General features: G+C 72.2%; 25 protein-coding genes. 16 read left to right on the top strand and 9 right to left on the bottom strand.

Features of this window, described 5'->3' with window-relative positions:
• The first annotated feature begins 13 nt into the window (after positions 1–13).
• The 9 genes from WMF31_RS28355 to WMF31_RS28315 all read left to right on the top strand — a co-directional run bounded on the left by WMF31_RS28355 (position 14) and on the right by WMF31_RS28315 (position 10,899).
• Complete coding sequence (locus WMF31_RS28355; RefSeq protein ID WP_436604947.1) at positions 14–2,653, top strand: HEAT repeat domain-containing protein; 2,640 nt, start codon at positions 14–16, stop codon at positions 2,651–2,653.
• A 24-nt stretch (positions 2,654–2,677) separates the two neighbouring features.
• Positions 2,678–4,438, top strand: a complete 1,761-nt coding sequence (locus WMF31_RS28350) for a hypothetical protein (RefSeq protein ID WP_436604946.1) — start codon at positions 2,678–2,680, stop codon at positions 4,436–4,438.
• A gap of 105 nt (positions 4,439–4,543) precedes the next feature.
• Positions 4,544–4,870 carry a TerB family tellurite resistance protein gene (locus WMF31_RS28345; RefSeq protein ID WP_436604945.1) on the top strand — a complete coding sequence of 109 codons (327 nt, stop codon included), beginning with the start codon at positions 4,544–4,546 and terminating at the stop codon, positions 4,868–4,870.
• A 115-nt stretch (positions 4,871–4,985) separates the two neighbouring features.
• Entirely contained in the window at positions 4,986–5,489 is a 504-nt protein-coding gene (gene purE, locus WMF31_RS28340; protein ID WP_436606609.1) for a 5-(carboxyamino)imidazole ribonucleotide mutase, read from the top strand.
• A 119-nt stretch (positions 5,490–5,608) separates the two neighbouring features.
• Positions 5,609–6,799 (top strand): 5-(carboxyamino)imidazole ribonucleotide synthase, encoded by a 1,191-nt coding sequence (gene purK / locus WMF31_RS28335; protein ID WP_436604944.1) that lies wholly within the window; start codon positions 5,609–5,611, stop codon positions 6,797–6,799.
• Between the two features lie 167 nt (positions 6,800–6,966).
• Positions 6,967–7,683: a hypothetical protein gene (locus WMF31_RS28330; RefSeq protein WP_436604943.1), complete on the top strand. Its 717-nt coding sequence runs from the start codon at positions 6,967–6,969 to the stop codon at positions 7,681–7,683.
• Positions 7,680–8,852 carry a hypothetical protein gene (locus tag WMF31_RS28325; RefSeq protein WP_242516009.1) on the top strand — a complete coding sequence of 391 codons (1,173 nt, stop codon included), beginning with the start codon at positions 7,680–7,682 and terminating at the stop codon, positions 8,850–8,852. Before WMF31_RS28330 ends, WMF31_RS28325 begins: the two co-directional genes overlap by 4 nt.
• Before the next feature lie 66 nt (positions 8,853–8,918).
• Complete coding sequence (locus WMF31_RS28320; RefSeq protein ID WP_129346563.1) at positions 8,919–9,863, top strand: hypothetical protein; 945 nt, start codon at positions 8,919–8,921, stop codon at positions 9,861–9,863.
• A 799-nt stretch (positions 9,864–10,662) separates the two neighbouring features.
• Positions 10,663–10,899, top strand: coding sequence for a hypothetical protein (locus WMF31_RS28315; RefSeq protein WP_436604942.1), 237 nt, complete (start codon positions 10,663–10,665; stop codon positions 10,897–10,899).
• A gap of 11 nt (positions 10,900–10,910) precedes the next feature.
• Here the strand turns inward: WMF31_RS28315 and WMF31_RS28310 are convergent, their stop codons facing one another.
• The 8 genes from WMF31_RS28310 to WMF31_RS28275 form a co-directional block, all read right to left on the bottom strand.
• Positions 10,911–11,207 (bottom strand): hypothetical protein, encoded by a 297-nt coding sequence (locus tag WMF31_RS28310; RefSeq protein WP_436604941.1) that lies wholly within the window; start codon positions 11,205–11,207, stop codon positions 10,911–10,913.
• Positions 11,204–11,446, bottom strand: coding sequence for an addiction module protein (locus WMF31_RS28305; RefSeq protein ID WP_436604940.1), 243 nt, complete (start codon positions 11,444–11,446; stop codon positions 11,204–11,206). The genes WMF31_RS28310 and WMF31_RS28305 overlap by 4 nt, the downstream gene beginning before the upstream one ends.
• A 619-nt stretch (positions 11,447–12,065) precedes the next feature.
• On the bottom strand, positions 12,066–12,332 hold the full coding sequence (locus WMF31_RS28300) for a hypothetical protein (protein ID WP_436604939.1): 267 nt from the start codon (positions 12,330–12,332) through the stop codon (positions 12,066–12,068).
• 118 nt (positions 12,333–12,450) lie between these two features.
• Positions 12,451–13,014, bottom strand: coding sequence for a hypothetical protein (locus WMF31_RS28295; RefSeq protein WP_436604938.1), 564 nt, complete (start codon positions 13,012–13,014; stop codon positions 12,451–12,453).
• Positions 13,015–13,023: 9 nt separating this feature from the next.
• Positions 13,024–13,548 carry a 2'-5' RNA ligase family protein gene (locus WMF31_RS28290; RefSeq protein WP_436604937.1) on the bottom strand — a complete coding sequence of 175 codons (525 nt, stop codon included), beginning with the start codon at positions 13,546–13,548 and terminating at the stop codon, positions 13,024–13,026.
• Positions 13,549–13,775: 227 nt separating this feature from the next.
• Positions 13,776–15,044 (bottom strand): AAA family ATPase, encoded by a 1,269-nt coding sequence (locus WMF31_RS28285; protein ID WP_436604936.1) that lies wholly within the window; start codon positions 15,042–15,044, stop codon positions 13,776–13,778.
• Complete coding sequence (locus tag WMF31_RS28280) at positions 15,037–16,803, bottom strand: hypothetical protein (RefSeq protein ID WP_436604935.1); 1,767 nt, start codon at positions 16,801–16,803, stop codon at positions 15,037–15,039. The genes WMF31_RS28285 and WMF31_RS28280 overlap by 8 nt, the downstream gene beginning before the upstream one ends.
• Positions 16,804–17,418: 615 nt before the next feature.
• The gene (locus WMF31_RS28275; RefSeq protein ID WP_436604934.1) at positions 17,419–18,207 is read right to left on the bottom strand and encodes an OmpA family protein; all 789 of its coding nucleotides are present in this window, start codon (positions 18,205–18,207) and stop codon (positions 17,419–17,421) included.
• A 215-nt stretch (positions 18,208–18,422) separates the two neighbouring features.
• Between WMF31_RS28275 and WMF31_RS28270 the strand changes: the two genes are divergently transcribed.
• The 6 genes from WMF31_RS28270 to WMF31_RS28245 all read left to right on the top strand — a co-directional run bounded on the left by WMF31_RS28270 (position 18,423) and on the right by WMF31_RS28245 (position 24,828).
• A complete protein-coding gene (locus tag WMF31_RS28270; protein WP_436604933.1) occupies positions 18,423–19,835 on the top strand; it encodes an L-serine ammonia-lyase in 1,413 nt (470 codons plus the stop codon).
• A 321-nt stretch (positions 19,836–20,156) separates the two neighbouring features.
• The gene (locus WMF31_RS28265) at positions 20,157–20,729 is read left to right on the top strand and encodes a hypothetical protein (RefSeq protein WP_436604932.1); all 573 of its coding nucleotides are present in this window, start codon (positions 20,157–20,159) and stop codon (positions 20,727–20,729) included.
• Between the two features lies 1 nt (position 20,730).
• Positions 20,731–22,038 (top strand): matrixin family metalloprotease, encoded by a 1,308-nt coding sequence (locus WMF31_RS28260; RefSeq protein WP_436604931.1) that lies wholly within the window; start codon positions 20,731–20,733, stop codon positions 22,036–22,038.
• 226 nt (positions 22,039–22,264) lie between these two features.
• A complete protein-coding gene (locus tag WMF31_RS28255) occupies positions 22,265–22,534 on the top strand; it encodes a MoaD/ThiS family protein (RefSeq protein ID WP_436604930.1) in 270 nt (89 codons plus the stop codon).
• Between the two features lie 9 nt (positions 22,535–22,543).
• On the top strand, positions 22,544–23,650 hold the full coding sequence (locus tag WMF31_RS28250; protein ID WP_436604929.1) for a WD40/YVTN/BNR-like repeat-containing protein: 1,107 nt from the start codon (positions 22,544–22,546) through the stop codon (positions 23,648–23,650).
• A gap of 254 nt (positions 23,651–23,904) precedes the next feature.
• Positions 23,905–24,828, top strand: a complete 924-nt coding sequence (locus WMF31_RS28245) for a Rieske 2Fe-2S domain-containing protein (protein WP_436604928.1) — start codon at positions 23,905–23,907, stop codon at positions 24,826–24,828.
• A gap of 117 nt (positions 24,829–24,945) precedes the next feature.
• On the opposite strand, the gene WMF31_RS28240 is transcribed toward WMF31_RS28245, so the two are convergent.
• Positions 24,946–25,674: a hypothetical protein gene (locus tag WMF31_RS28240; protein ID WP_436604927.1), complete on the bottom strand. Its 729-nt coding sequence runs from the start codon at positions 25,672–25,674 to the stop codon at positions 24,946–24,948.
• A gap of 220 nt (positions 25,675–25,894) precedes the next feature.
• On the opposite strand from WMF31_RS28240, the gene WMF31_RS28235 reads away from it, so the two are divergent.
• Entirely contained in the window at positions 25,895–26,572 is a 678-nt protein-coding gene (locus WMF31_RS28235) for a DNA alkylation repair protein (RefSeq protein ID WP_436604926.1), read from the top strand.
• Positions 26,573–26,859: the final 287 nt, after the last annotated feature.

Here is a 26,859-nt window from a genome sequence, read left to right as displayed (position 1 = left end):
TTACGCTCGCAGCGTGCGCCGTTCACCCCCCCTGCTGCGCCGCCTCCCGCAGGTCCTGCTCGTCGTCGCCGCCGCGGCCGCGACGCTCGCGCCGCACGAGGACGCGGCCGCGTTCCTCTGGCCCAACGTGCCGGAGCAGATCGCGCGCGCGCTCCGATCGGGCGACGCCTCCGAGCGCCGCCTCGCCGCGACCCGCGTCGGCGAGCTCCCCCCGGAGACCGCGCTCGGCCTCATCCAGAAGGGCATGGCCGATCCCGACATCGAGGTGCGGCTGCACCTCGCCCGCGCGGCCGTGCACTTCCGCATGCCGCGCGCGGGCGACCTCGTGATCGAGTGGCTCGGCGAGGGCGACCCGCGCCTCCGGCTCGCGGCCTGCGACGTGATCCGCGCGGCGCCCACGGATCGATCCGTCGTCGCGCTCGGGCGCGTGCTCGGCGATCCCGATCCACACGTCCGCCTCGCCGCCGCCGCCGCGATGGGCGCCGCGGGGCTCCCGGACGCGGTCTCGCCGCTGCTCGGCCACCTCGACGACGGCTCGCCGGAGGTGCGCGCCGAGGTCGCGCGCGCCCTCGGCAGGATCGGCGACGCGCGCGCCGTGGTGCCGCTCATCGGCAAGGTGCAGGACTCGGTCCCGGAGGTCCGCAGGGCCACGGCGCGCGCGCTCGGCGAGCTCGGCGACGCCCGCGCGGCCGGCGCGCTCACCCTCGCGCTGCAGGACCGGTCCCAGGACGTCCGCGTCGAGGCGGTGACCGCCCTCGGCCGGCTGCGCTCGGACGAGGCGACGCCCGCGATCGCGGAGCTCGCCGCGAGATCGCCGGGGTCTCCGGGCTCGTTTTCGGGAGCGCGCCGGGGCGACAGCGGCACCTCGAGCGACGACGTGCGGGAAGCGGCGCTCCGCGCGCTCGGCCGCATCGGCTCCGACGCCGCCGTGAAGGTGCTGCTCGCCGCGCTCGCGAAGGACGATCCCGCGGCGCCGCGCTCCGCGGTGCGCGACGCGCTCGTCCACGCCGGGCAGGCGGCGGCGGGCGGCGGGGCCGGCCCCGCCTCGGGCGGCGCGGGCGCCCCGCGGCGCGCGGTCGCGCAGGCGCTCATCGCGGTCCTCGCGGCGGCGCCGTCGCCGAGCACCGCGGCGGGCGCGGCCCTCGTGCTCGGTGAGCTCAGGGCCAGGGAGGGGCTGCCCGCGCTCGTCCGGGGGATGCAGCGCGGCGCCGTCCCGCTCCGCCACGGGCTCCGCGCCCTCGCGGCCCTCGGCGATCCCGCGGCCCTGCCCGGCGTGCTCGAGCTGCTCGGCGACGCCGACCCCTCCGTGCGCCGCGAGGCCATCCGGGCCGCGACCGCGCTGCTCGATCCGGCGAACCCCGACGGCCGCGCGGTGGACCCCGCGCGCGCCCTGCTCGTCGATCCGGCGACCCCGCCCGACGAGAAGCTCGCGCTCGTCCGGCTCCTCGGGCGCACCGGCTCGCCGCGCGCGCAGGCGGTGCTGCTGCCGCTCGCCAGCGCCCGCTCCGCGCCGCTACGGCTCGCGGTGATCGAGGCGCTCGGGGCGGCGCGCGCCGCCGGCGAGCTCGGCGCGGCCGTCGACGCCGCGCTCCTCGCGGCGCTCGACGACGAGTCGGGCGACGTGCGCCTCCGGGCCTCCGTCGCGCTCTCCCGCGTCGCCGGCCCCGGCAGCGCGCGCGCGCTGCTCCAGCGGCTCACCGTCGCCGCCGAGCAGGATCGCGGCGCGCTCGGCATCGCCCTGTCGGGCGCGCTCTCCCGCGCCGACGGCGCGCGCGACCGGGAGCTCGCCCGCGACGTCGCGGCCGCGGTCGCGAGCGCGCCCGACGCGGCGCGCGACGCGCTCCTGGAGGGGCTCGGCCGCATGCCGGGGCAGGCCGCGGGCGCCCTGCTCGCGCGGATGGCCCCGGCGGCGTCCATCGACGACCGGCGCAAGATCGCCGAGGCGCTCGCGGGGCACGCGGAGGCCGGCGCCGCGCTCCGCAAGCTCGCGGGCGATCCGGATCCGGGCGTCCGCGCGAACGCGGTCTGGTCGCTCGGCGCGGTGGGCGACCGGGGCGCGCTGGCGCCGCTCCTGCCGCTGCTCAAGGACCCCGACGCCGCCGTGGCGGGCAACGCGGCGGCCGCGATCGGCCGGATCGCGGGCCGCGTCGGCGAGCCTCCGCGCGCCGCCGCGGCGCTGTGCGGGGCGCTCGCGGACGCGCGGCCCTACGTGCGGGCCAACGCGCTCGCGGGCCTCACGGCCGCCGGGGCGCGCTGCGACGGCGCCGCGGCCCGGGACCTGCTCGCGCGCGACCCCGCCGAGGCGGTGCGCCTCGCCGCGGCCGATCACCTCGCGCGCGCCGGCGGCGAGGCGGAGCGCCGCGCGCTCGCCCGCTGCGCCAGCGAGGACCGGAACGCGACGGTCGCCGCGCGCTGCGCGCACCCCGCGGCGCCCCCGTCCGGCGCCGAGGACGTCGCGGTCTTCGTGGTCCCGTTCGACGCGGGCCGGGGCGGCGCGGGCCGCGACGCGCCGGTCCCGCGCGCCCCGTTCGCGCTCGTGCGGGCCGACGGGCTGATGCGCCTCGGCGTCGCCGATCGGCGCGGCGAGGTCTTCGAGCGCGGCGCGCCGAGCGGGCCGCTCCGCCTCGCCGTCCCCGCGCCGCTCGTGAAGTGAGCGCGCGGCGCGCTGGGCGGGACCATGCTGCGAAGCCGACCCGACGTCGAGCTCCGGATGTCCCGGATCGTCCACCCGGGCGACGTCGTCCTGGTCGAGCTCGTGCTCCGCAGCCGCGCGAGGACGCCGGTCGACGCGATCGAGCTGCACCTGGAGGGCATGCAGGTCGCCCGCGTCGACGAGCGCGTGCTCGTGCCGCCGCACTTCCTCTCGCTCGTCGCGCGCGTGGCCGGCCAGACGACGCTCCCGGAGGGGGAGCAGCGCTACCGCGCGAGCTTCCCGCTCCCGGCCGACGCGCCCTGCTCCTACCTCGGCACGCGCGCCGAGATCCGCTACGGGATCACGCTCTCCATCGCGATCCCGTGGTGGCTCGACGTCCAGGAGTCGTACGAGGTGCGGGTCACGCCGCGCCCCAGGGCCCGCCCGGCCCGGTCGCCGGTCGCGGGCACCACGGCGCGCGGGGACAGCCCCTTCGTCGAGGTCTCTCTCGACGATCAGGTCTTCGCGCCGGGCGACGAGATCTCGGGGGCGGTGGCCCTCGGCAACGTGCAGGGCCGCAACGTGCGGGGGATCGAGATCTCCCTGGTCGGCGTCGAGCGCCTGCTCGGCGCGGACCCCGCCGCGTCGAGCCGCGCGACCGAGGCGCACCGCTTCACCGCCTTCCGGCGGGCCGACAGCCGCGACGAGGGGCGGGAGCTCTCGTTCCGGTTCCGGATCCCCCGGTCCGTCGCGCCGTCGTTCGACGCCGGCTGGATCGCCCTCGTCTGGGGGCTCGAGGTGCGGGTCGAGCTCGCGCGCTCGGACGACATCACCCACACGACGCCGCTCGTCGTCGGCGTCTTCGACCGGCCGCCCGGGGTCGGCGCCATGCGCCGGCAGATCGGCTCGGGCAGGTGGCGCGCGGTCTGGGACGCGGTCGGCGCGCGCCACGGCCTCGCGCTCGACCCGCTGGAGCTGCGCCTCTCGGGCGCGATCGCCGGCTGCGCCGCGGTGGTGTCGATCGACGCGGGCGCCTCGTCGGGCGGGGCGCTGCTCGGCGAGCTGCGCTGGTCGTCGTGGGGGCTCGACCTGGAGGTCGGCGTGAAGCGCTTCCTGCTCGCGCTCTCGTCCGACGACGACGAGGGGTTCGGCCGCCGCTACCGCGTGCGCGGGCGCGACCCCGGCCAGGTCCGCGCCGTGATCGCGGGGCCCCTGCGCCGGGCGCTGCTCGCCTTCGACGACGTCCGGCTCGACGACGAGCGCGTGATCGTCCGCTCCCGCACGCCGGGCCACGATCAGCCGTGGCTCGGCGCCTTCCTCGAGCGCCTCGCCGCGCTCGCGGCCGAGATCCGCGCCGCGTCCGCCCGCGTCCCGCCGCCCACGCCGATGGCCGACCTGCGCCCCGCCTGGGAGCGGTTCGCGGCCGAGCTCCACGGGCGCCTCGAGGTGGGCCGCATGTGCATCCGGGACGCGCAGCTCGACGGCGCCACGTTCCACATCGACACCTGCTTCGAGCGCGGCCCGCAGCCCACGTGCTCCGAGGTGACGCTGGTGCTCGATCCGCCGCTCGAGGCGGCGCTCGACCCCGACGACCCGGAGCAGATGCGCCCTGTCTCGCCCGGGGCGCGCGAGGTGATCCGGGGGCTGCGCGCCCGCACGCGCGCGCTCCGGATCGCCCAGCACGCCGTCGCGGTCACGCTGCCGGCCCCGATCGAGGACCCCGCCGCGCTGCGCGACCTGCTCGGCACGCTGCTGCTCCTGTCGGCGCTCCTCCGGGGCGCGCGCGTCGCCGGCCCGTACCGCTGAGCCCGCGACCCGGGAGGGACGGGAAACGCGGGGAAAGTCCCCGCGCGGCGCCGCGCGCCGATTTCCACACAAAACGCAGGCTGATCCGGGCTAGAGTCCCCGCCCATGCTCGACAAGCTCTCTCGCGAAGAACGCCTCCAGCTGATGCGGTTCATCTGCTCGTTCGCCTGGGCCGATCTCCAGGTGCGCGAGCAGGAGCGTGAGTTCGTCCGGAAGATGATCCTGCGGCTCGACCTGGACGCGGACGAGGCCAAGGAGGTGCGCGGCTGGCTCGAGGTCCCGCCCGCGGCCGACGAGGTGGATCCGATGAGGATCCCCCGCGCGCACCGGCAGCTCTTCCTGGAGACGGCGCGCGAGATGATCTCGTCCGACGGCGAGATCGGCGAGGAGGAGCGCGAGAGCCTGAGCCTGCTCGAGCAGCTCACCCGCTGAGCGGGGCGCCGCGGCGGCGCGACGGGCCGCCGCGGCGTGATGGTATCGATGGATCGGTGAAGCGATGAGCACGACAGCGCAGGGAGGGGCCGGCGAGGACCGGGCCCCGGAGGACATGGAAGCGAGCTCGACCGGGAGGCCCTGGGTCGGCGTGATCATGGGGGGCAAGAGCGACCACGAGCACCTCGCGGTGACGAGCGAGCTGCTCACGCAGCTCGGCATCCCGCACGAGGTGCGCGTGGTCTCCGCGCACCGCACGCCGGACCGGATGTTCGAGTACGCGAGCACGGCCGAGGCGCGCGGGATCGAGGTGATCATCGCGGCCGCCGGCGGGGCCGCGCACCTGCCGGGCATGGTCGCCGCGAAGACCGTGCTGCCGGTGATCGGCGTGCCGATCCCCGCGACGGCGCTGAACGGCCTCGACGCGCTGCTCTCGATCGTCCAGATGCCGAAGGGCGTCCCGGTCGCCACGATGGCGATCGGCAAGCCCGGCGCGGCGAACGCCGCGCTGTTCGCGGCCGCGATCCTGTCGGGCAAGCACCCTGAGCTCCGCGAGCGCCTCGCGGCGTTCCGCGGCGCCCAGGAGGCGGCCGTGCTCCGCGACGCGAACCTCGGCTAGCGCCAGGCGCCCCTCGTCGGTCAGCGCTCCCTCGGTCCGCGCCCATCGGTCAGCACCCCTCGGTCCCCACGTCCCCGCACCCCCACCGGTCCCCACATCCCGGAGAGAGCCCCTCGGATATGCCCATCGCCCCCGGCTCCACGATCGGAATCCTCGGCGGCGGCCAGCTCGGCCGCATGACGGCGCTCGCCGCCCGCACGCTCGGGTTCATGGTCCACGCCCTCGACCCCGATCCGGACTGCCCGGCCCGCTCGGTGCTCGACCGCTGCGTGGTCGCGCGGTTCGACGACGCGGCGCAGGCCGCCGATCTCGCGGCGCAGTGCGACGTCGTGACGCTCGAGATCGAGAAGGTGGCGCGCGACAGCCTCGTGGCCGCGGCGCGGTTCGCGCCGGTGCGCCCGTCGGCCGACGTGCTCTCCATGGTGCAGGACCGCGGGGTCCAGAAGAGCTGGCTGTCGCGGAACGGCTTCCCGGTCGGGCCGTTCCGCGAGGTCGCGACGAGCGGGGAGCTGCTCGAGGCGACGCGCGCCATGGGCGGCGCGTGCTTCGTGAAGTCGTGCGTCGGCGGCTACGACGGCCGGGGGCAGATGCGGCTGTCGGCGGGCGTCGCGCCGGCGGAGGCCGGCGCCGCCGCGCGCGAGGCCGACGCGCTCTTCGCGTCGCTGGGCGGCCAGCGCTGCGTGGTCGAGCAGGCGCTCGATCTGGAGGCCGAGCTGTCGGTGCTCGTCGCGCGGAGCCCGAGCGGCAAGCTCGCGGTCTACCCGCCGGCGCTGAACCACCACCGCGACCAGATCCTGGACTGGTCGCTCCTGCCGGGCCCGCTCTCGGCCGCGGTGACGGGGCAGGCGGTGCAGATCGCGCTCGATCTCGCGGTCGGGCTGCGCGTGGAGGGCCTGCTCGTGGTCGAGCTCTTCCTGCTCAAGGACGGCCGCCTCCTCATCAACGAGCTCGCCCCGCGGCCCCACAACAGCTACCACGCCTCCGAGGTCGCCTGCGCGACGAGCCAGTTCGAGCAGGCGGTCCGCGCGGTGTGCGATCTGCCGCTCGGCTCGGTCGAGATCGTGCGCCCCGCCGCGATCCTCAACCTGCTCGGCGACCTGTGGCTCGGCGAGACGCCGCCGGCGTTCGAGGCCGCGCTGGAGATCCCGGGCGTCCGGCTGCACCTCTACGGCAAGCGCATCGCGCGCCCCGGCCGCAAGATGGGCCACCTCTCGGCCACGGGCTCCACGCCGGAGGAGGCGCTCGTCGCCGCGAAGCTCGCGATGGCCCGCCTCACCGCGCACGCCGGGCTGCCGCTGCCCGGGCGCTGACGTCGCGGGCGCCCCCGGTCCGCCCGCGCGGGATCGCTCGCCGCGGTCGTGCCGATTCCTGAGCCGTCGCGCCGCCGTGGCGCGACGGCACCGGGGTGGCCCCTTCACCGGCGCGGCGCTCGGCGCGTTGACCGCGGCCGAGATCCTCGCGTAGTTGTTTTTCATCGATGCAGATCACCGTTTCGACAGCCAGGCTGCGCGTCGCGCTCCTGGCCGTGATGGCGGTCGTCGCGGGCGCCGGGCTCGCGGTCGAGGTGCTCAAGCCGGTCCTCGGGCTGAGGGGCCGCAGCGGCGTCGTGCCGCTGTTCTCGCTGAGCTACGAGCAGAACGTGCCGACGTGGTACACGTCGTCGCTGCTGCTCGCGTGCTCGCTCGCGCTCGCCGTGATCGCCGTGGGCGCCCGCCGCGCGGGCGGGTTCGTGAAGCACTGGTGGGGGCTCTCCGCGGCGTTCCTGTACATATCGCTCGACGAGGTCGTCGAGATCCATGAGGCCGCGAGCTCCTGGCTCGATCTGGGCGGGGTCTTGTATTTCAGCTGGGTCATCCCGGCGGCGATCGTGGTGGCGGCGTTCGCGGCCGCGTACCTCCGGTTCCTCGGGCATCTCCCGCGGGACACGAGGAATCGATTCCTGCTCTCGGGCGGCATCTACGTCACCGGCGCCCTCGTCATGGAGCTGCCGCTCGGCTACTGGACGGAGCAGGCCGGGAGCGACAACCTCGTTTATGGCCTCATCGACTTCGTCGAGGAATCGATGGAGATGCTCGGGGTGAACCTGTTCCTGCTGGCCCTCCTGGGCCACCTCGCCGGCGAGGGGTGGGCGATCGGCTTCTCGCGGGCGGCGCCGGGGCCGCGGTCCTCCGTCGCGAGCGAGCGGGCGGCATGAGCGCGCGGGGCGAGCCCGCTTCGCCCGCGCTCCTCGCGGCCGCGGGGAGGGCCGCCGATGCCGCGGGGAGGGCCGCCGATGCCGGGCGGAGGGCCGCCGATGCCGGGCGGAGGGCCACCGATGCCGGGCGGAGGGCCACCGATGCCGCGGGGACGAGGGCCTACATCGTCGGCCCCGCGTACGACTGGGCGTTCTTCCTGCTCCCGCCGGTCGTCGCGCTCGCGGTCGGCGCCCTGATCGCGGGGACGCCGCTCACCGACACCACGTTCGAGCTCTCGGGCGAGCGGACGACGTGGGCGGGGCTCTTCATCGGCACGCTCATCCACGGCCACCTCGCCGCGGTGTTCCTCCGGAGCCACGGCAACGCGGACATCTTCCGGCGGCACCGGCTCCGCTTCGTCGTGGCGCCGGTCGCCGCGTTCGCGGCGATGATGCTGTCGATGTGGGCCGTGGTCTGCGTGACGGTCCTCGTGGTGTTCTGGGACGTCTACCACTCGGCGCTCCAGACGTTCGGCCTCGGGCGCATCTACGACGCGCGCGCGGGGAACGACCCCGCGCTCGGCCGGCGGCTGGATCTCTGGCTCAACCACCTGCTCTACGCCGGGCCCATCGTCGCCGGCGCGACGATGATCTTCCACTTCGAGAGCTTCGACGCCTTCGACGACGTGGGCGCCGCCCTCCTCTCCTCGGTCCCCGCGCGGATGGCGTCGAATCACCGCTACATCGGCTGGGCGGTCATCGCCGCGGGCACGGTGTTCCTGCTCTATTACGCGCTCGCCTACCGCGCGATGGCGAGGCGGGGCTACAAGGTCTCTTTCCCGAAGGTGTGGCTGCTGGTGAGCACGGGGCTGTGCTCCATCTACACGTGGGGGTTCAACCCGTGGGGACAGGCCTTCTTCATCATGAACCTGTTCCACGCGGTGCAGTACCTCGCGCTGGTCTGGTGGTCGGAGGGCGGCCGCCTCCGCCGGCGGCTGCGCCTCGACCGGCCGCGCGCTGGCAGGCTCGTCGCGGTGGCGGCCTTCCTCGGCGGCGTGCTCGCGTACGGGCTGTGGGCCGAGCTCGCGCCCGCGGAGAGCCGCGCGCTGTGGTCGCTCACGCAGACCGTGGCCCTGATGCACTTCTGGTATGACGGCTTCATCTGGTCCGTGACCCGGAAGCAGGTATGACGAGGGGGTTGCGCTCCGCGCCTTGCCAGAGAGGGATGTATGCGAATCCAGGGAGGTCTCCGATCCATGCTCGTCGCGCTCGCGATCGCGTGCGCGGGGCTCGCGTCGCCGGCGTGCAGCAAGTCGCCGCAGATCACGGCGGAGCGCATCGAGGAGAGCGGGGCGCTCACGGAGCAGCACGAGCCCGGCTCGGTCGTCATGACGGTGGCGCCGGACGGGCAGGTGACGGTGCTCGTGAAGGACAGCGACGGCAAGCCGATCGAGGAGGGGGTGTCGGGCACCCTCACCGTGAAGGCGCCCGGCGGGGGAGAGGCTCCCCTGGCGGTGGAGCTCGCGCCGCGGCCGGGGTCGGGCGGGCTCCTGGTCGCGAAGCTCCCGGCGCTGGAGGGCGACCTGACGGAGGTGGGCTACGAGCTCAAGGCGAGGGGCTCGTCGCTCAAGGGCGTGCTGCACGTGCCGCGCGGCGGGACCCCGGAGCTCGCGGAGAACGCGAGGGAGAACGAGGGCGTCAAGGTCGACGGGGTGAAGGGCCCGAACGGGGGCGTGCTCCAGCCGGTCGGCGACGACCTCGTGGAGATCGTCGCGGACCAGGAGACGGGCGATGTGCGCGTCTACGTGCTGGACCTCAACCTCAAGCCGGTCCCGATCGGCGAGCGCGAGATCAAGCTGGCGCTCACCGCGGGCGCGGGCTCCGAGGTGATAACGCTCGTGCCCGGCCCCGACCGGCTGTATTTCGCGGGCAAGCTGGCCGTGAAGGTCAATCCGACCAAGATCACGGTGGTGCTGAAGCACGGCGGGCGCACGGAGGTCGTGCTCTGCGGCTACCGTCCGGGCGCGGTGATCGCGGTCGGCCCGGGCGCGCCCGTGATCGCCATCCTGGTGGCCGCGCCGTGGGTCGTGCAGGTCGACGCCAGGCCGACCGTGGTGGTGCACGACGACCACCGGAAGGTCATCGTCGTGCGCAAGGGGAAGGGGAAGGGGAAAGGGAAAGGGAAGTGGCGCTTCAAGTGAGGAGAGGGGGCGAGCGGGAGGTGGAGGCGCTGCCCACGCTCACGCGTGAGGTCGGAGTCCCTGGCCAGATCGGAAAAGAATGCTCGACCGCCCGGCCGCGGCACGGACACACGGCGTGAGCGCATGGCGGCCGAACAGCCCGTGAAGGGTCAGTGCGGGGGTAGCGTACGGTCGACGGCAACGACATAGCGCACGTAGGGAGGTTGCGTGCCGGACGCCCGTGTTTCAGCATATCTTTCCTGCCGCGGGCGCCAAGGGAGGTTCTGCCGTACGTGAGCGTTCGTGGGCGCCTAACGTATCCGCGTTGACCTGCAGGCGCGACTCGGTGGGCTCGAAGGACCTGAAGGCGACCGTCGGAGCCAACGCGATATTAGCCAGCCCCCTCTGTGTCACGCAGCAGTTCATCGGGGATCCATCCCGCGCGGTTGCCTCTGATCAGCCCTCCTACCGCCCGGACCACTGAAGGCTTGGGCGTGCCCCCGGCGAACATCGCGTGCCACATGCCGTAGGAACCTGTGGGGTGCGCCACGCCCACGACAGGCCGCTCGCAGAACAGGAAGGCGGCCGCGCGATACGCGTCTCGACCAACGGCAAAGATGGGCCACGAGCTCGGAGTCGCGCCCACTTCGCGTCGCAAGAATGCGGCGGCGCACGTTCTGTAGGTCTCGAGAGGCAGTGAACCTCGCCAGTCCGCGGCGCTCTGGCACTTCGCGAGCTCCGTCCAAAGGAGGTGACCAGTGTACCCGCACCCATTCGCTAGGGATCGCAGTCGCATGTAGTATTGGTGCTTCAGTAGACGGTGCTCGCGCATGAACCGAACGGTTGCATCGAAAGAACCATCGTTCTTGAAGGCCCGGCGTTCGGCATCGTCACCCTGGCCAGGATTCATGCCGAGGAAAATGGCTCCCTGGCTCGCATCGTCGCGCAGTTCGAGCGTGAGCCCGCGAGGAATGATTCCTGCGTTTGGCTGCGAGAAGACACCATCGCATCCGCGACCACAGACGACGATTTCGCTCCCAATGAAAGAAATTTCTGACTCTAGTTGTTTCATTGGCAACCTCGATTGGTTAACAGTTTGCCAGTTCCCCGCGGCCGGCGTAGCCGATCGTCGGATGCAGCGTGCAGCGGGTGGTTGGGCGGCAGAACTGAGAATCGCTTGAGCAGCGCGCGCTGAACACCTCGACCGACGTCGGTGAACTGCGAAGGGAGCGTCCCGATCCGGCGGACGATGTACCGTAGCTCATCGACGAACTGTCCGTCCAGCCCGGCCTCCTCGCCATCGTACCAGCTTACCGCTTCCCGGATGTCCAGCTCGGCAGAAGAACGAACAACGAGCCGGATCATCGACGCGTCGCGAAGCGCGTACGGAGGTCCGCCTCGACCTCTTCCCACGACCGGCCGACCTCCGGTGATGCTTCGTATTCGGCGAGCCGGCGATCGAGCTCGGCCTTGTGCCACCCGGGTACCGGCACCTCGTCCTCCCTCGCCGCGATCCGCTCCCGGAGCATCTGGATGTACTCGATCTGCTCGTGCACGGTGAGGTCGTCGAAGCCGGGAGGCGGGTTCCGGATGGCTCGTTCCATGATCAGGAGGCTACCACGAGGACCGCGAACCGCAGGCGATCCCAGGGAAGCACTGCGGCGTAACCTGCGGCCGCCGCGGTCGAGAACGAGCAGCGCCGCCCCATGCCCCAGGCCGGCGCCGATCGTGGCGGCTTGGAGCGCGGCCGCGCGCGGCCGCGAGCGCCCAGGCGGTGAGGCGCGGCCGCGGCACGCGCACGAGCGTAGTGGCGTCGAAGCCCGGCCGAACGCGAGCCACCCGCCCGTCGGGTAGCGGACGGGGCGCGGCGAGACGATCACCCGCTACGGGTCGCAGGCGAGCGGGTTCGATGACTGCCTGGAGAACCCGTGCGGCGCCGTCGAGAGCGTGCGAGCGCCGAGGGCGAGCTGGTGCCTGGGGAGCGAATCGCCGCCGTTCATCTGGGGCGCGGACGCCATACGTGTCCCGGGGAGACACGCGCTCGAGTGGGAGGTCTCCACGCTCGCGGAGGGCGGGGTCTGGAGAATCTCGGCGGTGTGCTTCGCGCTCGGCGCCTAGGCTCTGTCCGGACGAACGTCGCGAGCGGCCCGGCCCGTCGGTCGAGCCGGCTCGAAATGCCTCAGGTTTTCTCGCTCGCTCTCCCCAGGCTCGGGCCGCTCGCGCCTACCGCCACGGGTTCAGGCGCTCCATGGACCGGCTCTCGATATCGACCCTGTAGTACCAGTCCATCCAGCCGTTGATCGCGTGGTCGGGATCGAACGAGACGACGGGGCACTCTCCGTGCACCGCGTGAACGGCGAACAGATAAAACACGGCGTGCGCCGGCGCCGACAAGGTGAACAGGATGGCCCCTCCGGAATCGACGATCTCCAACCTGGAGCCGTCACCGACGATCCGGCCGATATGGCCACCCTCTAGTTTTGCCTCCATCCCGGCTCCTTCTCTTCGTTGCGCGCTGCCGGCGTACCGGCGTTCCGCGGCGAGCGCCAGCGCGACGGCGGCGCCGGCGCGACAGGCTCGTCCGCTGTGTCGTCCTGTGGACGGCCCGCTACTGGTTGGCATCCACGAGCTCGCTCCAGAACCGGATCCTGCGCATTCCTTCGCGGACCGCATCGACGTAAGGCAGTCGATGAAATTCGCACCGTAAGTACGCCGCGAGATCGTTCCCGTAAACGATGATGTCGGTCTGGTAGACCGAGAAGACGGGGTTTCCGGCGCGCGCTGGCTCCACCGGGATGTAGCGGTGGCCCGCGATCGGAATCAAGCGAGGCGCCTCCGCGATCAGGGTCCGCGCGATCTGTAACGCTTCGGGCAGCTCCGAGGGCCGTGCGCCCCATGCGTCCAGCCAGAACGCGTTGTGCTCGATGTCGAACGCGATGCCGTCGAACGGCCAGTCGAGTCGCCGACGAACCTCCGGCGACTCTGGCGCCCGCCAGTCGGGAAAGCGGTCGCCCGTCGGGAGCCCTTCCGAGAGAAAGGAGCGCAGATCCGGCGGAAACCTGGCGCCGATGACGCGCTCGGCCCGGTCGAGCTCGGCTTCTGTCAAACCGGGCGCAATCGTGACGCCCGCGTCGATCAAGATCTGGTGTTCCGCTCGCCAGTGCATCCGCATCTCGACCCTCTAGCTCACCCTCAGCGCGGTCTCCGCGACGCAAGCCCAGCGGTCGACCGGCCCCGCCACGGCCCAGAGCTCCAGCCGCTCCGCCCAGCACACCTCCTGCCCGAGCGAGACCACCCGCGGATCGGCCGCGATCGCCCGCCGGCGCTCGGCGGCGAGGTCGCCGTAGACCAGGCTCACGTGCGGGCGGAACGCGCCGTCCCTCGCGCCGAGCGCGGCCTGCACCGCGCCGCGCAGCCCCGCGAGCGGCTCGGTCCGCGCGACGTCGAGGAACACGCATCGATGATACGCGTCCCCGACCGCGGGGCCTTGCATCCGGAGCTCCACCGGGCAGAGCGCGGGCCCGAGCCCGACGAGCTTCGCGGCGAGCTCGGCGCCGTCGCCGCGCAGCCCGCCGACGAGGGTGAGGTGCGGCGCGAACGCCGGCCCGCCGGTCTCCCGGGCGAGCGCCTCGATGAGCTCCCGCAGCCGCTCGCGCGCTCCCCCGCCGGGGACGAGCCATACGGCGAACGCTTTCTCGTGCGACATCGTCAACGTCTCCCCGATCCGGCGGGGCTCGACGACCAGCTGCCGTCAGCGGCCGCGCGCCTCGCCGGGCCGTCTCCATCCTGATTCCTGGTGTCTCGCGGGCGCCTGGTTGCGCTGCACCCCCGGACCGCGGTGAGCGCGGGCGAGACGCGGCCGTGAACTTCGATCGCGGCCGCGGCACCTCCGCCGCATCCGCCAGGGCGGAGGTGCCCGGTCACGTGGCACCGTCAGGTGGAAGCTGCACGAGCACGTGATGGACGCGGACGTGTCCTCCCGACGGCCGGGGATGCCGCGTGATGAATGCGGGATAAAACGCTCGCGAACGGAGATCTCCGTCGTGCGGCCAGATGAGATCGCCCACCGCTCCCGCCCGCAAGCACTCTTCCAGATAGCGATCGCGCAGCGGCCTCGACTGCCGGTCCACCATCACAACGCACGCGAAATCGTCCCCCGGAACAGTGTCCCCGAGCACCTGCTCGACGACGTCCTTGTAGCCGGTGCCTCCCCAGACCTTGAGGATGGTTCTGTTCGAGCCACGTCCGGAACAGAGCGCAGCGTGGAAGCAGCTGGCCGCTGTCGGCCCGCGCCACCCCCGTCGTGCTGAGGATCTCGACCACCGCATCCGGCCCATTGCCGAGCGTCGACGCCCACTCGCGCCGCTCCAGCGGCCGGCGCAGGCCGAGCAGCGTGCGATAGACCGACTGGCCGCGCGGCGTGAGGTTGTCCCACCAGATCGGGAAGAGGGTCGCCGCCAGATGGTGCTCGGCGAGGTCGCGCAGCGCTTCGTGAAGATGCCGCGCAGCGTCGGACCCCAGGGCTACGGCGCGCTCCATGAGCATCTGGAGCAGCAGAGGGTGCCCGCCGGTCTGCTCCCAGACGGCCTCGATGAGCGGATCAGGCATGGCGAGGTCGAGCGGTTCGCGGAGGAGCGCGGCCGTCTCGGCGAGGGACAGGCCGTGGAGCGGCGTCCACTGGGCCGTGCGGAGGAACGGGGATGCCTCGCTCGACAGGAGATCCCGCAACCTGCTCCCGCCGAAGATCACGATCCCGAGCCTGCCGCCGAGCTGCTCGTAAGCCGCCCGCAGGTTCTCGAGCAGATCGCGCCCAGCCTCCGAAGCGATCAAGCCATCGATCTCATCGAGCAGCAGCACCACGCGCGAACGGTCGAGCGCGTCGACCGCCTCGGCGATGGACTCCACTGGCAGGATGGGGTCGAGCGGGACGCCGAGGAGCGACCCGAGCTGAGACAGGAACGTGGCCGCGTCGTTCGACGGGCGACGCACGAGGTGCACCAGCTTGGTCGGGTCGGCCGCGATCCTCTTCTGGAGCTCCAGCGCCAGCGCTGTCTTTCCCATCCCGCGACCGCCCATGACCGCGGCGAGGGCGCGGCGCCCTGCATGGAGAGCGCTCGCGAGCAGGGCGAGCTCGTTCGCGCGCCCGACGAAGGGGCCAGCGCCAGGGATGTCCGAACGGTAGGGGTTCTCGCGGTCAGGCATTGGCCGCCGTGGGCATGCCGATCGGCTGGTTCTGGAGCAGCCAGGCGCCGAAGCTGCCGATGCGAAGCTGCTCCGGCGCCCCCGTCTCGTTCAGGATGCCATAGCGGCGCAGGGTGTGGACCGACTCCGGCTTCAAGAAGCTGTTGAGAGACTCCTCGGCGTCTTCCGGGTACTGGACGATGTAAGCGAGGACCTCCGGGGCTTGTGGGTCAATCGTCCGCACCGCATCGAGGATCTCCTGCATGGTGGGGACCGTTTCGCGCCTGAATTCTTCCAGGTGCTCGAGCGCGATGGCCCTATCGATGCGCATCGAATTGCGCTTGTGCGACGGGATCTGGCGATCGATGACGCGGCCGAACTCCCTGGCGAGATAAGGGTGCCCGCCGGTCTCACGCCAGATGACGTCCAGCGCGTCTGACTTGAAATGGAGCGAGAGCCTCCGCCCGATCTTCCGGATGAGCTCGTTCATTTCCTCACGCTCCAGTCCGGCGAGGGGATGATCGACGACGAAGTTGAACAGCGGGTTCTGTCGCTGGCCGTACCGTGACACCGACGCCTTCTGCCGATCCAGCCCGGCGATGAGGATGTTGAAGGTCTTCGGATAGCGCTGGATGAGGCCGCGAAGGTAATCGAGGATGTCCAGCCCGTCGGTCACCGGAAATCTGCTCGCCCCGAGGATGCGCTCGTACTCATCGATGAGAAGGAAGATCGCCGGTCTGGACGGCGTTGATCGAGCCCAGTCGATCAAACATTCGAGGGCCTCGGGGACGAGGCGTTCGAGATCCTCGCCGTCGAGCTCGCCCAGGCGCCGCCGGTCGGCGAAGCTCGCCGGGAGGCCGAGGTTCGTGGGCGAGAGGTCGAGGCGCTCGAGCGCCTCGTGCATCGAGCGGAGCAGGTAACGCATGAAGCCGGAGCGCTTCATCTCGGCGAAGCTCAACGAGAGTAGATCGACATGAATCGGGATGGCCACGATCGAGGCGTCGTCGGCGGTCGCGTCGCTGATGAGCTGGTCTCTCAAGGCGATCAGGACGGAGGTCTTGCCTGCCTTGCGCAGCCCGTAGAGCCCCACGGGGCGCCCGTCCAGGAGTCGGCCGCGGATCGAGCGGAGCTCTTGCTGCCTGCCGACGAAGTCCCACCCGAACACCGGCCGCCCCGCGGCGAAGAGATCCCCGGAGCCGATACGCTCCTGGAGCAGGTCCCGAAGCCATCGCTGCGGATCCTGGACCGTGAGCACCGCGTCCGCGGACACAAAGATATATAGCCGGCCGGTGCGCTGGACGGGCCGCGCGAGACGACGCTCCGCGGCGGGATCGCGCGCGACGACGAGCACGACACCACGATCCAGACGGTGATCTCGTCTCAGGGCCTCTTCCGCCAGAGACACATCCCGCGCCTGCGCCTCCTTCCATGGAGTCAGTATGACGAGCAGCTCCGGTGCGAGATCGAAGCTCTCGCAAAGGTGTCTCGGCGGTTCCCAGAAGAGCAACCATGTCCTCGTGCTGCCTGCGCGCTCGGCGGGTTCGACGCGACGAAGGGCAAGCCCGGCACGTTGGAGCTTGTCGACGATGCCTTGCGCATCGCTGACCTCGCCGAGCATCCAGCTCTTGAAGTCTTCCGGCGCTTCCAGCTTTCCGGTTTCCATGGCGCTTCCGTCCCTCAAGGTTACCACTGGCAGCGCTCCCGGTTCAGCTGCTTTGATGCGGGCCAGAGATATCGCGGCTCTCTCTCGCCGAGGTGCTCCCTGCAGCGCAACGCGCATCGCGCGCGTGCAGGCGAAATGCGCCGACGGGGACGGTGCGCGCAGCGGACGTTCGCGAGAGGGACCGCCGTGAGCTCGGCTTGTGCCCGCGGCGTCAGCTCAGCGGCCGCGCGCCCCCTGGCGCCGCGCCTCGACGTGCCGCTCGATGAGCGCGACCGCGGCGCCCACGCCGTCCTCGCCCCGGATCGCAGCGCCGAGCTCCTCCGCGCGCCGCCGCATGCCCGCGTCGGTCGTGGCCGCCTGGATCGCGGCCGCGAGCGCCCCGGCGGTGAGGCGCGGCCGCGGCCACCCGCGGATACAGCCAGTCGTGCGGCGCGGCGTCGAGCCGGAGGATCGTCTCCGGCAGCGCCGCGTCGCCGAGCCCCGCCCAGCCCGAGAGCAGGATCGCGCGCCGGCCGCTCCGCGCGACCGCCTCGATGAGGAGCCGGGTCGTGGCGCCGGGATCGTGCGACGTCATGCCGCCGAACCCGAGGGCGATCGGCGGATCTACGGCCGACAGGAAGCGCTCGAGGGCCTCGGGCGGCCGGTAGCCCCGGCGCCACACGGTCGGCTCGATCTGGAGCCTGCCGAAGAGGAGGTTCAGCGCGCTGTCGCCGCGCGGGACCGGGGCGGCCCTCAGAGCGCCTTCCAGGACGCCTCGCCCGAGGGCAGCCTCGGCGGCTCCACGCTCAGGATGTAGTCGACGCGGCGGTTGCGCGGCTCGTTCACCTCGTCGGCGGTCGTCACGAGCGGCGCCGACTCGCCGAGGCCCTCGTAGGCGATGGGCAGCGAGAGCCCGCGGCCCTTGAACCACGCGGCGATCGCGCGGGCGCGCCGGCGCGAGAGGCCGAGGTTGTGCTCCACGCTGCCGACCGTGTCCGTGTGCCCGACGATGAACAGCGTGATCTTGCCGATCTCCCCGTGCTGCGCGAGGAGCTCCGACACCTTCTTCAGGCTCGCCTCCAGCTTGGGCACCTCGGAGGGCCGGATGACATCGGAGTTGGTCTCGAACTGGACCTCCTCGTGGGGGATGCGCATGTTCCACGGGACGATCGCGACCCCCGCCCAGTAGCCCTCGGTGTCGTGGCCGTACACCTCGATGCGCGCGACCGTCTCGTCGCTCGCGGGCGACCAGGTCACGACGAGCGGCGTGCCGGCGGCGGCCCCATCGAACGGCGTCTCCTCTTCGGCCAAGACGGCGCCCGACTGGCCGAGGACCTTGAGGCGCACCTTGGCCGCGGCGCGCGACAGCTTGACCTCGATCTTCCGGTTCTTGAGGTCCACCTTGGACCGGTCGATCGTCACCTGGAGCGCGGGCGGCCTGGCCTGGGCGCCCTCTGCGGGCGCGGGCGAGGGGCCTTCGCCTCGCGCGGCGGCGGGGGCGAGCAGGGCAACGGCGAGGAGCAGGGCCGGGGCGTGGCGCATGGGATCCTCATCTCGGACGGCGAGGGAAGGGAGAAAAAGACGAGCACGAGTATACCACCGGCAGGGCGCGCGCTCACGTCGGCGCGACGCGAGGGGGCGCCGCGCCGCGCCCGCGATCGAGCGCTCCGGCCAGCCGCGGTGTAGTGTGCCCGGGAGCGGCGAGGACCGTCCGGCGAGGGCGCCCGGCGACAGGGCTCCTGCGCTCACCAGGGTACATGGCTGTCACCATTTTTGACCTTTTCAAGATCGGTATCGGGCCGAGCAGCTCGCACACGGTCGGCCCCATGCGCGCAGCGCGTCTGTTCGCGGTGGACCTCGACGAGGCCGGGCTGCTCGGGCGCACCGCGGCGGTCAAGGCGGAGCTGTTCGGGTCGCTCGGCGCCACCGGCCGCGGGCACGGCAGCGACAGGGCGGTGATCCTCGGCCTGATGGGGGAGACGCCGGACGGGGTCGACGTGGAGCGCGCGGGCGAGATCGTCGACGGCGTGCGGACGAGCGGCCGGCTGCCCTTGCTCGCGCGGCACGAGATCGGCTTCGAGGTGAGCGCGCACCTGTCGTTCCTGCACCGGAGCCTGCCGTATCACCCGAACGGCATGCGCTTCACGGCGCTGGACGCTCAGGGCGCTCCGCTGCGCGTGCGCGTGTATTACTCGGTGGGCGGCGGCTTCGTGGTGAACGAGGCGGCGGCCAGGGGCGAGAGCCCGCTCGAGGAGGACAGGACACCGGTCCCGTACCCGTTTCACAGCGCCGCGGAGTTGCTCGCGGCGTGCGCGGCGCACGGGCTGTCGATCGGCCAGCTCATGCTGGAGAACGAGAAGGTCTTTCGCCCCGAGGCGGAGATCCGGGCGGGGTTGCTCCGGATCTGGGGCGTGATGCAGGAGTGCGTGCGGCGCGGCCTCCGGACAGAGGGCGTGTTGCCGGGGGGCCTCAAGGTGACGCGCCGCGCGCCGGCGCTCCACAGGAGGCTCATCGAGAGCCCCGAGGTGGGCCTCCGGGACCCGCTCACGGCGATGGACTGGGTGAGCCTGTACGCGCTCGCGGTGAGCGAGGAGAACGCCGCCGGCGGCCGCGTGGTGACGGCGCCGACCAACGGCGCGGCGGGCATCCTGCCGGCGGTCCTGCACTATTACCGGCGGTTCGTGCCGATCTCGACCGACGACGGCGTCGTCCGGTTCCTGCTCACGGCGGGCGCGATCGGCCTGCTCTACAAGGAGAACGCGTCGATCAGCGGCGCGGAGGTGGGGTGTCAGGGAGAGGTGGGCTCGGCGTGCTCCATGGCCGCGGGCGCGCTGGCCGAGGCGCTGGGCGGCACGCCGGCGCAGGCGGAGAACGCCGCGGAGATCGCGATGGAGCACAACCTCGGGCTCACGTGCGATCCGGTGGGCGGCCTCGTCCAGGTGCCGTGCATCGAGCGCAACGCGATGGCCGCGATCAAGGCGATCAGCGCGGCGCGGATGGCGCTGCACGGCGACGGCGCGCACTTCGTGAGCCTCGACAAGGTCATCAAGACCATGCGGGACACGGGGGCGGACATGGAGTCGAAATACAAGGAGACGGCGCGCGGCGGGCTCGCCGTGAACGTGGTCGAGGTGCCCCTCGGGGTCGGCGTCAATCTGCCGGAGTGCTAGCCCTGGGGGCGGCGCGCGACGGTGATCGATCCGGACGGGAAGATCCCACGGAGGGGGGACTCATTTCAGTCCAGTGTCTATCCGGGGCGAGCCCGGCTCGCCGGGTGTTCCAATCGCGGTAGATAGATTTCCGCGGTACCGCTGTGCGCGCGGCGACGGGCGTATGCGCAGATGAGGGTATGCCATCGCGCCAGGGTGTGATGATCCGCCTCCATGACAGACCTGCTGCGCCGCGGCGCCGCGGCGCGAAGGCTGTGCTGATTCCTGCATCGTCACCGCGCTCGGAACGCGATAGAACAGGAGGTCGCAAGGAGTCATCCAATGAAGCGAAGCGTGAAAGCACTGTTCTCCCTGTCCGTGGCCGCCCTCGTGCTCGGCGCAGGCACGCCCGCCGACGCGACGACGGCCGTCCTGCTCTCGCGCGAGGAGCTCGTGCGCCGGTCGGCGGCGGTCGCGCGCGTGACCGTCGGCCGCTCGTACACGACGGAGTCCGACGACGGAAGATCGATCGTGACCCGCACCGAGCTCACGATCACCCAGCCGCTCAAGGGGGGCCTGGCGAGCAAGAGGGGCGCGACGACGATCGTGCTCGAGCAGATCGGAGGGACCTACAAGGGCATGACACAGCGCGTGCTCGGCGACGCCAGGCTCTCGCCGGGCGAGGACGCCGTGGTGTTCCTGCGCCCGGGCGACAAGGGGCAGTGGCATTTCACCGCGCTCGCGCTGTCGATCTATCACGTGGACGCGAAGGGCCTGGCGCGGCGCAGCCTCGAGGGGCTGAACCTCGTCCGGCGGAGCGGTCGCGCGCTCGTGCCCGTCAAGGCGCCCGCCGAGGAGGTCGAGCCCGTCGAGAGCCTCATGACGGACGTGGTCCGCATCGCGGGAGGGAAGTGAGGTGAGGCGCCGCGTCGTCCTCGCCGCGCTGCTCGGCGCCGCCTCGCTCTTCACCGCGGCGCGCGACGCTGCCGCGTGGAAGCCGATCGCCCCGAGCGCCCCCCGATGGGCCGAGATGCCCGTCCGCTATTCCATCAACCGCTCGACGATCCCGCGCGGGATCGCCGGCATCGCCGTCGACCGCATCGAGGCCGGGTTCGCCGCCTGGTCGAGCCCGGGGTGCACGGCGTGGCAGGTCGAGCTCCTCGGTGACACGAGCGACATGTACAATCAAGGAGACGGCAAGAACGTGTTTCACTGGATCAGCTCGGCCTGGCCGAGCTCGCTCGGTGACGTCGACTCCGTCATCGGCGTCACGATGCCGGTATGGAACCGGAACAACGCCATCGTGGACGCGGACATGGTCTTCAACAACGTCGGCTTCTGCTGGAACGACACGGGCCGCGACGGCTGTGTCGACACACAGTCGATCGCCACGCACGAGGAGGGCCATTTCCTGGGCCTCGACCACTCCAGCGACAACGACGCGACGATGGCGCCGTTCTATGCCGGGGGCTCGTCGCAGCGCACCCTGGCCGACGACGACATCGAGGGCGTGTGCGCTCTGTATCCCATCGATGGGAGCACGGCCGCGAGCACCGGGGCCGGGGGCGGGGGCGGGGGCGACAGCGGCTGCCAGGCTTGCTTCGACGGCTCGCTCGCGGATGACTGCAGACAGCAGCTCGACGACTGCGGCGCATCCGCGGCGTGCCGGGCATTCGCCACCTGTTCCTCCGGTTGCGGCCAGGACGGCGCGTGCGCGGAGCGCTGCGCGGCGCAGTATGCCCAGGGGGCCGGCATCTATCGCCGCATCATCGAGTGCGGTTGCAACGCCTGCGCGACGGAGTGCACCGTGGAGTGCGTCGGCATCGAGACCAGCGGCAGTGGCGGCGGCGGCGACAGCGGCGCCGGTGGCGGCAACGGCGCCGGTGGAGGCGGTGACGGCGGCAGCGGCGGTGAGGGCGGCCGCGGCGGTGAGGGCGGCCGCGGCGGTAGCGGCGGAACCGGCGCGAGCGGCACATCGAGCTCGTCCGCCTCGTCGGGCAGCGGCGAGTCGACCGTGGGGGTGACGGCGAGCTCGTCGGCCGCCTCGGGCGGCGGCGCGGGCGGCGCGGGCGGCGGCGAGCCGCCGAGCGCAACGAGCGGCGGTGAGGAGTCCGGCGGGGATTCGGGGTGCTCCTGCTCGACGGGCGGCCGATCGTCCGATCTCGGAGGGCTCGCGCTCCTCGGGGTGCTCGGCGCGCTGGCCTCGCGGCGACGCCGAGGCTGAGCGCTCCGGGGGCGTGCGATTCGGCGTCGAAGGCGGCATCTGCTGCCGCCGCTGACGGCGCCGCGGCTTCTGCCCTGCGCCGCCGCACGCCCACGGACCGGGCGCCGGCGACGCGCGGGTCGGCCGGCGACCCCTGTCGTCCCGCTTGCATCGCGCCCGATCCGGATCGACCATGCGCGGCGAGCAGGGAGCGCGCCGCGGAGCCCCGCTGCGCGAGACACGCGGTATGGCGCAGATCACCTTCACACGGAACCTCGCGCGGCATGTGGCGTGCCCCGAGCTCGTGGTCGCCGGCCGGACGGTGCGTGAGGCGCTCGAGGGCTACTTCGCCCTCCACCCCCGCGTGCGCGGCTACGTGCTCGACGACCAGGGGGCGCTCCGCAAGCACGTCGTGATCTTCGTCGATGGCCAGCAGCTCAGGGATCGCGCCGGCCTGAGCGAGCCGGTGCAGGACGGCACCAGCATCCACGTCATGCAGGCGCTCTCGGGAGGATAGGAGGAGGTCATGAGCTCGTTGCTCGTCGCGACCCGCAAAGGCCTGTTCCGGATCGACCGGGGCAGCGCGGGCTGGGACATCGCCCAGGTGTCGTTCCTCGGAGACTCGGTCTCGATCGTCCTGCCCGACGCGCGCGACGGCGCCGTCTATGCCGCCCTCGGGCTCGGCCACTTCGGCGTGAAGCTGCGCCGCTCGCGCGATCGCGGCGAGACGTGGGAGGAGCTCCCGGCCCCGGCCTACCCGCAGCAGCCCGAGGGAGAGGCGGATTGCCTGCCGGACGGGAAGCCGTGGCCCTGGCAGGTCCAGCAGGTCTGGTCGCTCGAGGCGGGGCACGCGAGCCAGCCCCGCACGCTGTTTTGCGGCACCATCCCGGGAGGCCTGTTCCGCTCCGACGACAGCGGCGCTTCGTGGACGCTCGTCCGCTCGCTCTGGGATCACCCGCGGCGCAAGGAGTGGTTCGGCGGCGGCGCCGATCTGCCGGGCATCCACTCGATCTGCGTCGACCCCCTGCGCCCCGGCCGCGTCACCGTCGGCGTCTCCTGCGGCGGCGTCTGGCAGACCGACGACGACGGCGCCTCCTGGGCGGTGCGCAGCAAGGGCATGTACGCGGAGTTCATGCCCCCCGAGCGCCGGGAGGACCCCGTGATCCAGGACCCGCACCGCGTGGTCGCGTGTCCCGCGCGGCCGGATCACCTCTGGTCGCAGCACCACAACGGGGTGTTCCGCTCTACCGACGGCGCCGCGTCCTGGCAGGAGGTCCCGAGCGCGGTCCCCGCGAAGTTCGGCTTCGCCGTGGCCGTCCATCCGCGCGATCCCGGCACCGCGTGGCTCGTCCCCGCGCAGAAGGACGAGACGCGCGTCCCCGTCGACGGCAAGGTCGTGGTGTCCCGCACCCGCGACGGCGGCGAGACCTGGGAGGTGCTCCGCAACGGGCTGCCGCAGCGCAACGCCTACGACCTCACGCTCCGGCACGCGCTCGACATCGACGACAGCGGCGATCGCCTCGCCTTCGGCTCCACGACAGGCTCGCTCTGGGTCACCGAGGATCAAGGGGACTCCTGGCAGGCGATCTCCACCCATCTGCCGCCCATCTACTGCGTGCGGTTCATGGCCTGACGCGGCGCGCTCCGTCGCTTGCCAGTACCCCGGCGCGCCCGGGTCTCGTAGGATGAGGAGAGCATGCCGCGAGCCCCGGGACGACGAGGCCTCCTTTCCACGATCGCCGGGATCACCGGGGCGCACGGGCGGCCGCGGCCTGGCCGACCTCGACGCCGGGCGTGCGCGGTCTCCCGCAACCAGCTCGGCGCGGGTGACCTGGATTTCGAGGAGGGCGCTTCCCCGACGGAAAACGCTGAGCTGAGGAGATCCATGTGAGCGCGCGCATCCCCCTTCCGCCCTTTCCCAGAGGCTGGTTTCAGGTCGCCTCGTCGGAGGAGCTGACCCCGGGCGCCGTGGTCCCGCTCCGCGCCTTCGGGCGCGATCTCGTGATGTTCCGGATGCAGGACGGAGCGGTCCGGATCCTCGACGCGTATTGCCCGCACATGGGCGCCCACCTCGGGGTCGGGGGCCGGGTCGAGCAGGACGGGATCCGGTGTCCCTTTCATGGATGGGTGATCTCCGGCGAGGGGGCGTGCGTGCGGATCCCCTATGCAGATACGATTCCTCCCAAGGCGAAGATCCGCTCCTGGGAAGCGCGTGAGCGCGACGGGCTGATCCTGGTCCACCACGCGCCCGGGGGCGAGCCGCCGTCGTTCGAGGTCCCGCCGCTGGCCGAGGCCCGCTCGGCGGCGTGGTCGTTTCACATGAGCCGGCGCTGGCGGATCCGGTCCCACGTCCAGGAGGCGCTCGAGAACATCGTGGATCCTGCGCACCTCGTCGCGGTGCACGGCATCCTGGAGTGGCCTCGGACCGAGGTCGAGGTCGACGGCCATGTCATCCGCGCCCGGTCGACGGTGAGGCAGAACGGCCCTGGCGGCCGGGGGGTCGACGGCGTGATCACGTGGGAAGGTCACGGCATGGGCTACGGGACCATCCGCTTCACGGGCATCGCAGAGGTCCTGTTCGTGAACGCGGTCACCCCGATCGACGAGGAGCTCATCGACGTCCGCGTCGCCTTCTGGCTCCCGAGCGACGGCTCGCAGCGGCTGGGGCAGGCCCTGGCCGCGGAGATTTGCCGGCAGATCGAGGAGGATATCCCGATCTGGGAGAACAAGATCTATCGCCCTCAGCCCGTCCTGTCCGCCGGGGAAAAAGGGATCATGACGCTCCGCAAGTGGAGCAGCCAGTTCCTCTGACCCGGGGATCAGATCAGGTCGCCCTGCGCCTCGTGGACGACCGATCGTGCCGCCGCGATGGACCGAGGAAACGGCGGAGCGGCGTCGGCAGCAGTGGCTTGTTGATCTTCTTGGTCGTCATCGGTCGACCTGCTCTTTCTGAGCGGTGACCAGCCGGGTCAGCGATTCCATCTCAAGCTCGGGGAAGGGCTGACGATACCTCTCGCTGAACTGTGACGCCGGCAAGCACGTCTGGAGTCGTCGAAGTGCGCGCCAGAACGCCAGGACGATCGCGGTCGCCGCTCCGTGGAACTCCAGGGCTGGCGCCGGTGTCAGCGTCCGAGATCGATCGCGGAACATGCGGAGGCTCAGGACGGACACCGTAGGTCCCTCCGGCACAATCGTCAGCTCGAGCTCCGCTGGCTCCAAGAGGAACGTGACGAGGCGCGACGGTCTACCGCCCAGCGCGTCGCAGAGGGCAGAGCAGAGATCCGGCAACGTCGGGTAGATGTGCGAGAAGTTCTCGTGGACGCACTGCTCCGCGGTTCGAATCTCTACCGCGAGCCAACCCGCAGAAGGCTCACCGAACGCGACATCAAGCCTCGGTTGCTTGTTCATCGGAGCCTTGGCGTGTGATCGCGCATAACCTGGACGGTTCGCTGCGAGGACCGCGTGGCCGAGGTCGTAGACGCCAAGCACGAAGAGCGGGTCCACGAGACAGCCCTGGGCCGCGGGCGGGTCCAACGAGGTGCCGCGGGCGAGATCGATGACCTGGAATGCGTCCTCATTGCGATCACGGCCTGGTCCCCGCTCGGAGCGGGCCGCGACCGAGCTCGAGATGTCGGCGGCGCGGGTCCGATGGATCACGGGCGAGATGATAGCCCAGCGCGCCGAAATGAACGCGACGAATCGAGGCGGCGGTGCGCGCAGAGCGCGCGCTCACCTACCACAGCAGCGACGCCTCGTGGGGGGCGCTCGCAGATCCGTCGCGCGCTGGACGCCGACCGCAGGCTGTGGACGCAGTACCCCGATTGAGGCGACGCCGCGCCGCTGGACGATGCCCGCGGGATACGGCTAGCTTCAGCCCATGAACCTCACCGACGTCATGCGAGAGCTCGCCGCGCTGGGCAACGAGAAGATGCGCGAGGTCAACGCCCGCGCCGGAGACGCCCACGGCGTGAACCTCACCCAGCTCCGCGCGCTCGCGAAGAAGCTGAAGACGGACCACGCCCTGGCCGGCGAGCTGTGGCGCACCGGGGACCCCGACGCCCGCCTCCTGGCGACGCTCGTGTTCAAACCGAAGGTCTTCTCGGCGGACGAGCTGGACGCGATGGTCCGGGAGATCGGCTACCCCAAGCTGCTCGATTGGTTCATCGTCAACGTGGTGAAGGCGTCGCGCCACGTCGAGGAGCTGCGTGTCCGCTGGAAGGACTCCGCGAGCGCGCTGGTCGGGCGCGCTGGCTGGAGCCTGACCACGGACCGCGTCGTGAAGCGCCCTGCCGGCCTCGATCTCCCTGCGCTGCTCGACCAGATCGAGGCGGAGATGAAGACGGCGCCGGGCCCGAAGCAGTGGTCGATGAACCACTGCCTCGCCGAGATCGGCATCCGCAACCCCGGGTTGCGCGCCCGCGCGATGGCCATCGGCGAGCGGCTCGAGGTGCTCAAGGACTACCCGGCATCGCCGGGCTGCACGCCGCCGTTCGCGCCGGTCTGGATCGCGGAGATGGTGCGGCGGCAAGAGGCCGAGAAGACGCGGGGCGGGTGAGGGGGCGGCTCGCCCCGCTCCAGACGTCGCCGGGGCGCAGCTCCGACTTGCCCGGGCCGAGAACGGCGGCGAGGAGTAACAACGCCGCGCAGCTCACCATCTTCCGCGTGCTCGATCCCTGTGCGGCTGGCGAAGTGTCCCCGAGCCCCGGCGACGTCAAGGGGCTCGCCTCCCGGCGTCCCGCGCCATTCCGCCCGCGCAACGACTTTTCGGTCTGCCGTGGCAGCCCGTCGGCCGTCCTGCGCCGCCCCGGTGGGTCTCCTGCGCAGCCCCGGCGTCGTCTCACG

Origin of the sequence: Sorangium sp. So ce1036 (assembly GCF_051369805.1) — a bacterium.
Classification (GTDB): Bacteria; Myxococcota_A; Polyangia; order Polyangiales; family Polyangiaceae; genus Sorangium; species Sorangium cellulosum_F.
The sequence above is the reverse complement of the archived record's forward strand: the minus strand, read 5'-3'. Positions and strand labels throughout refer to the sequence as shown.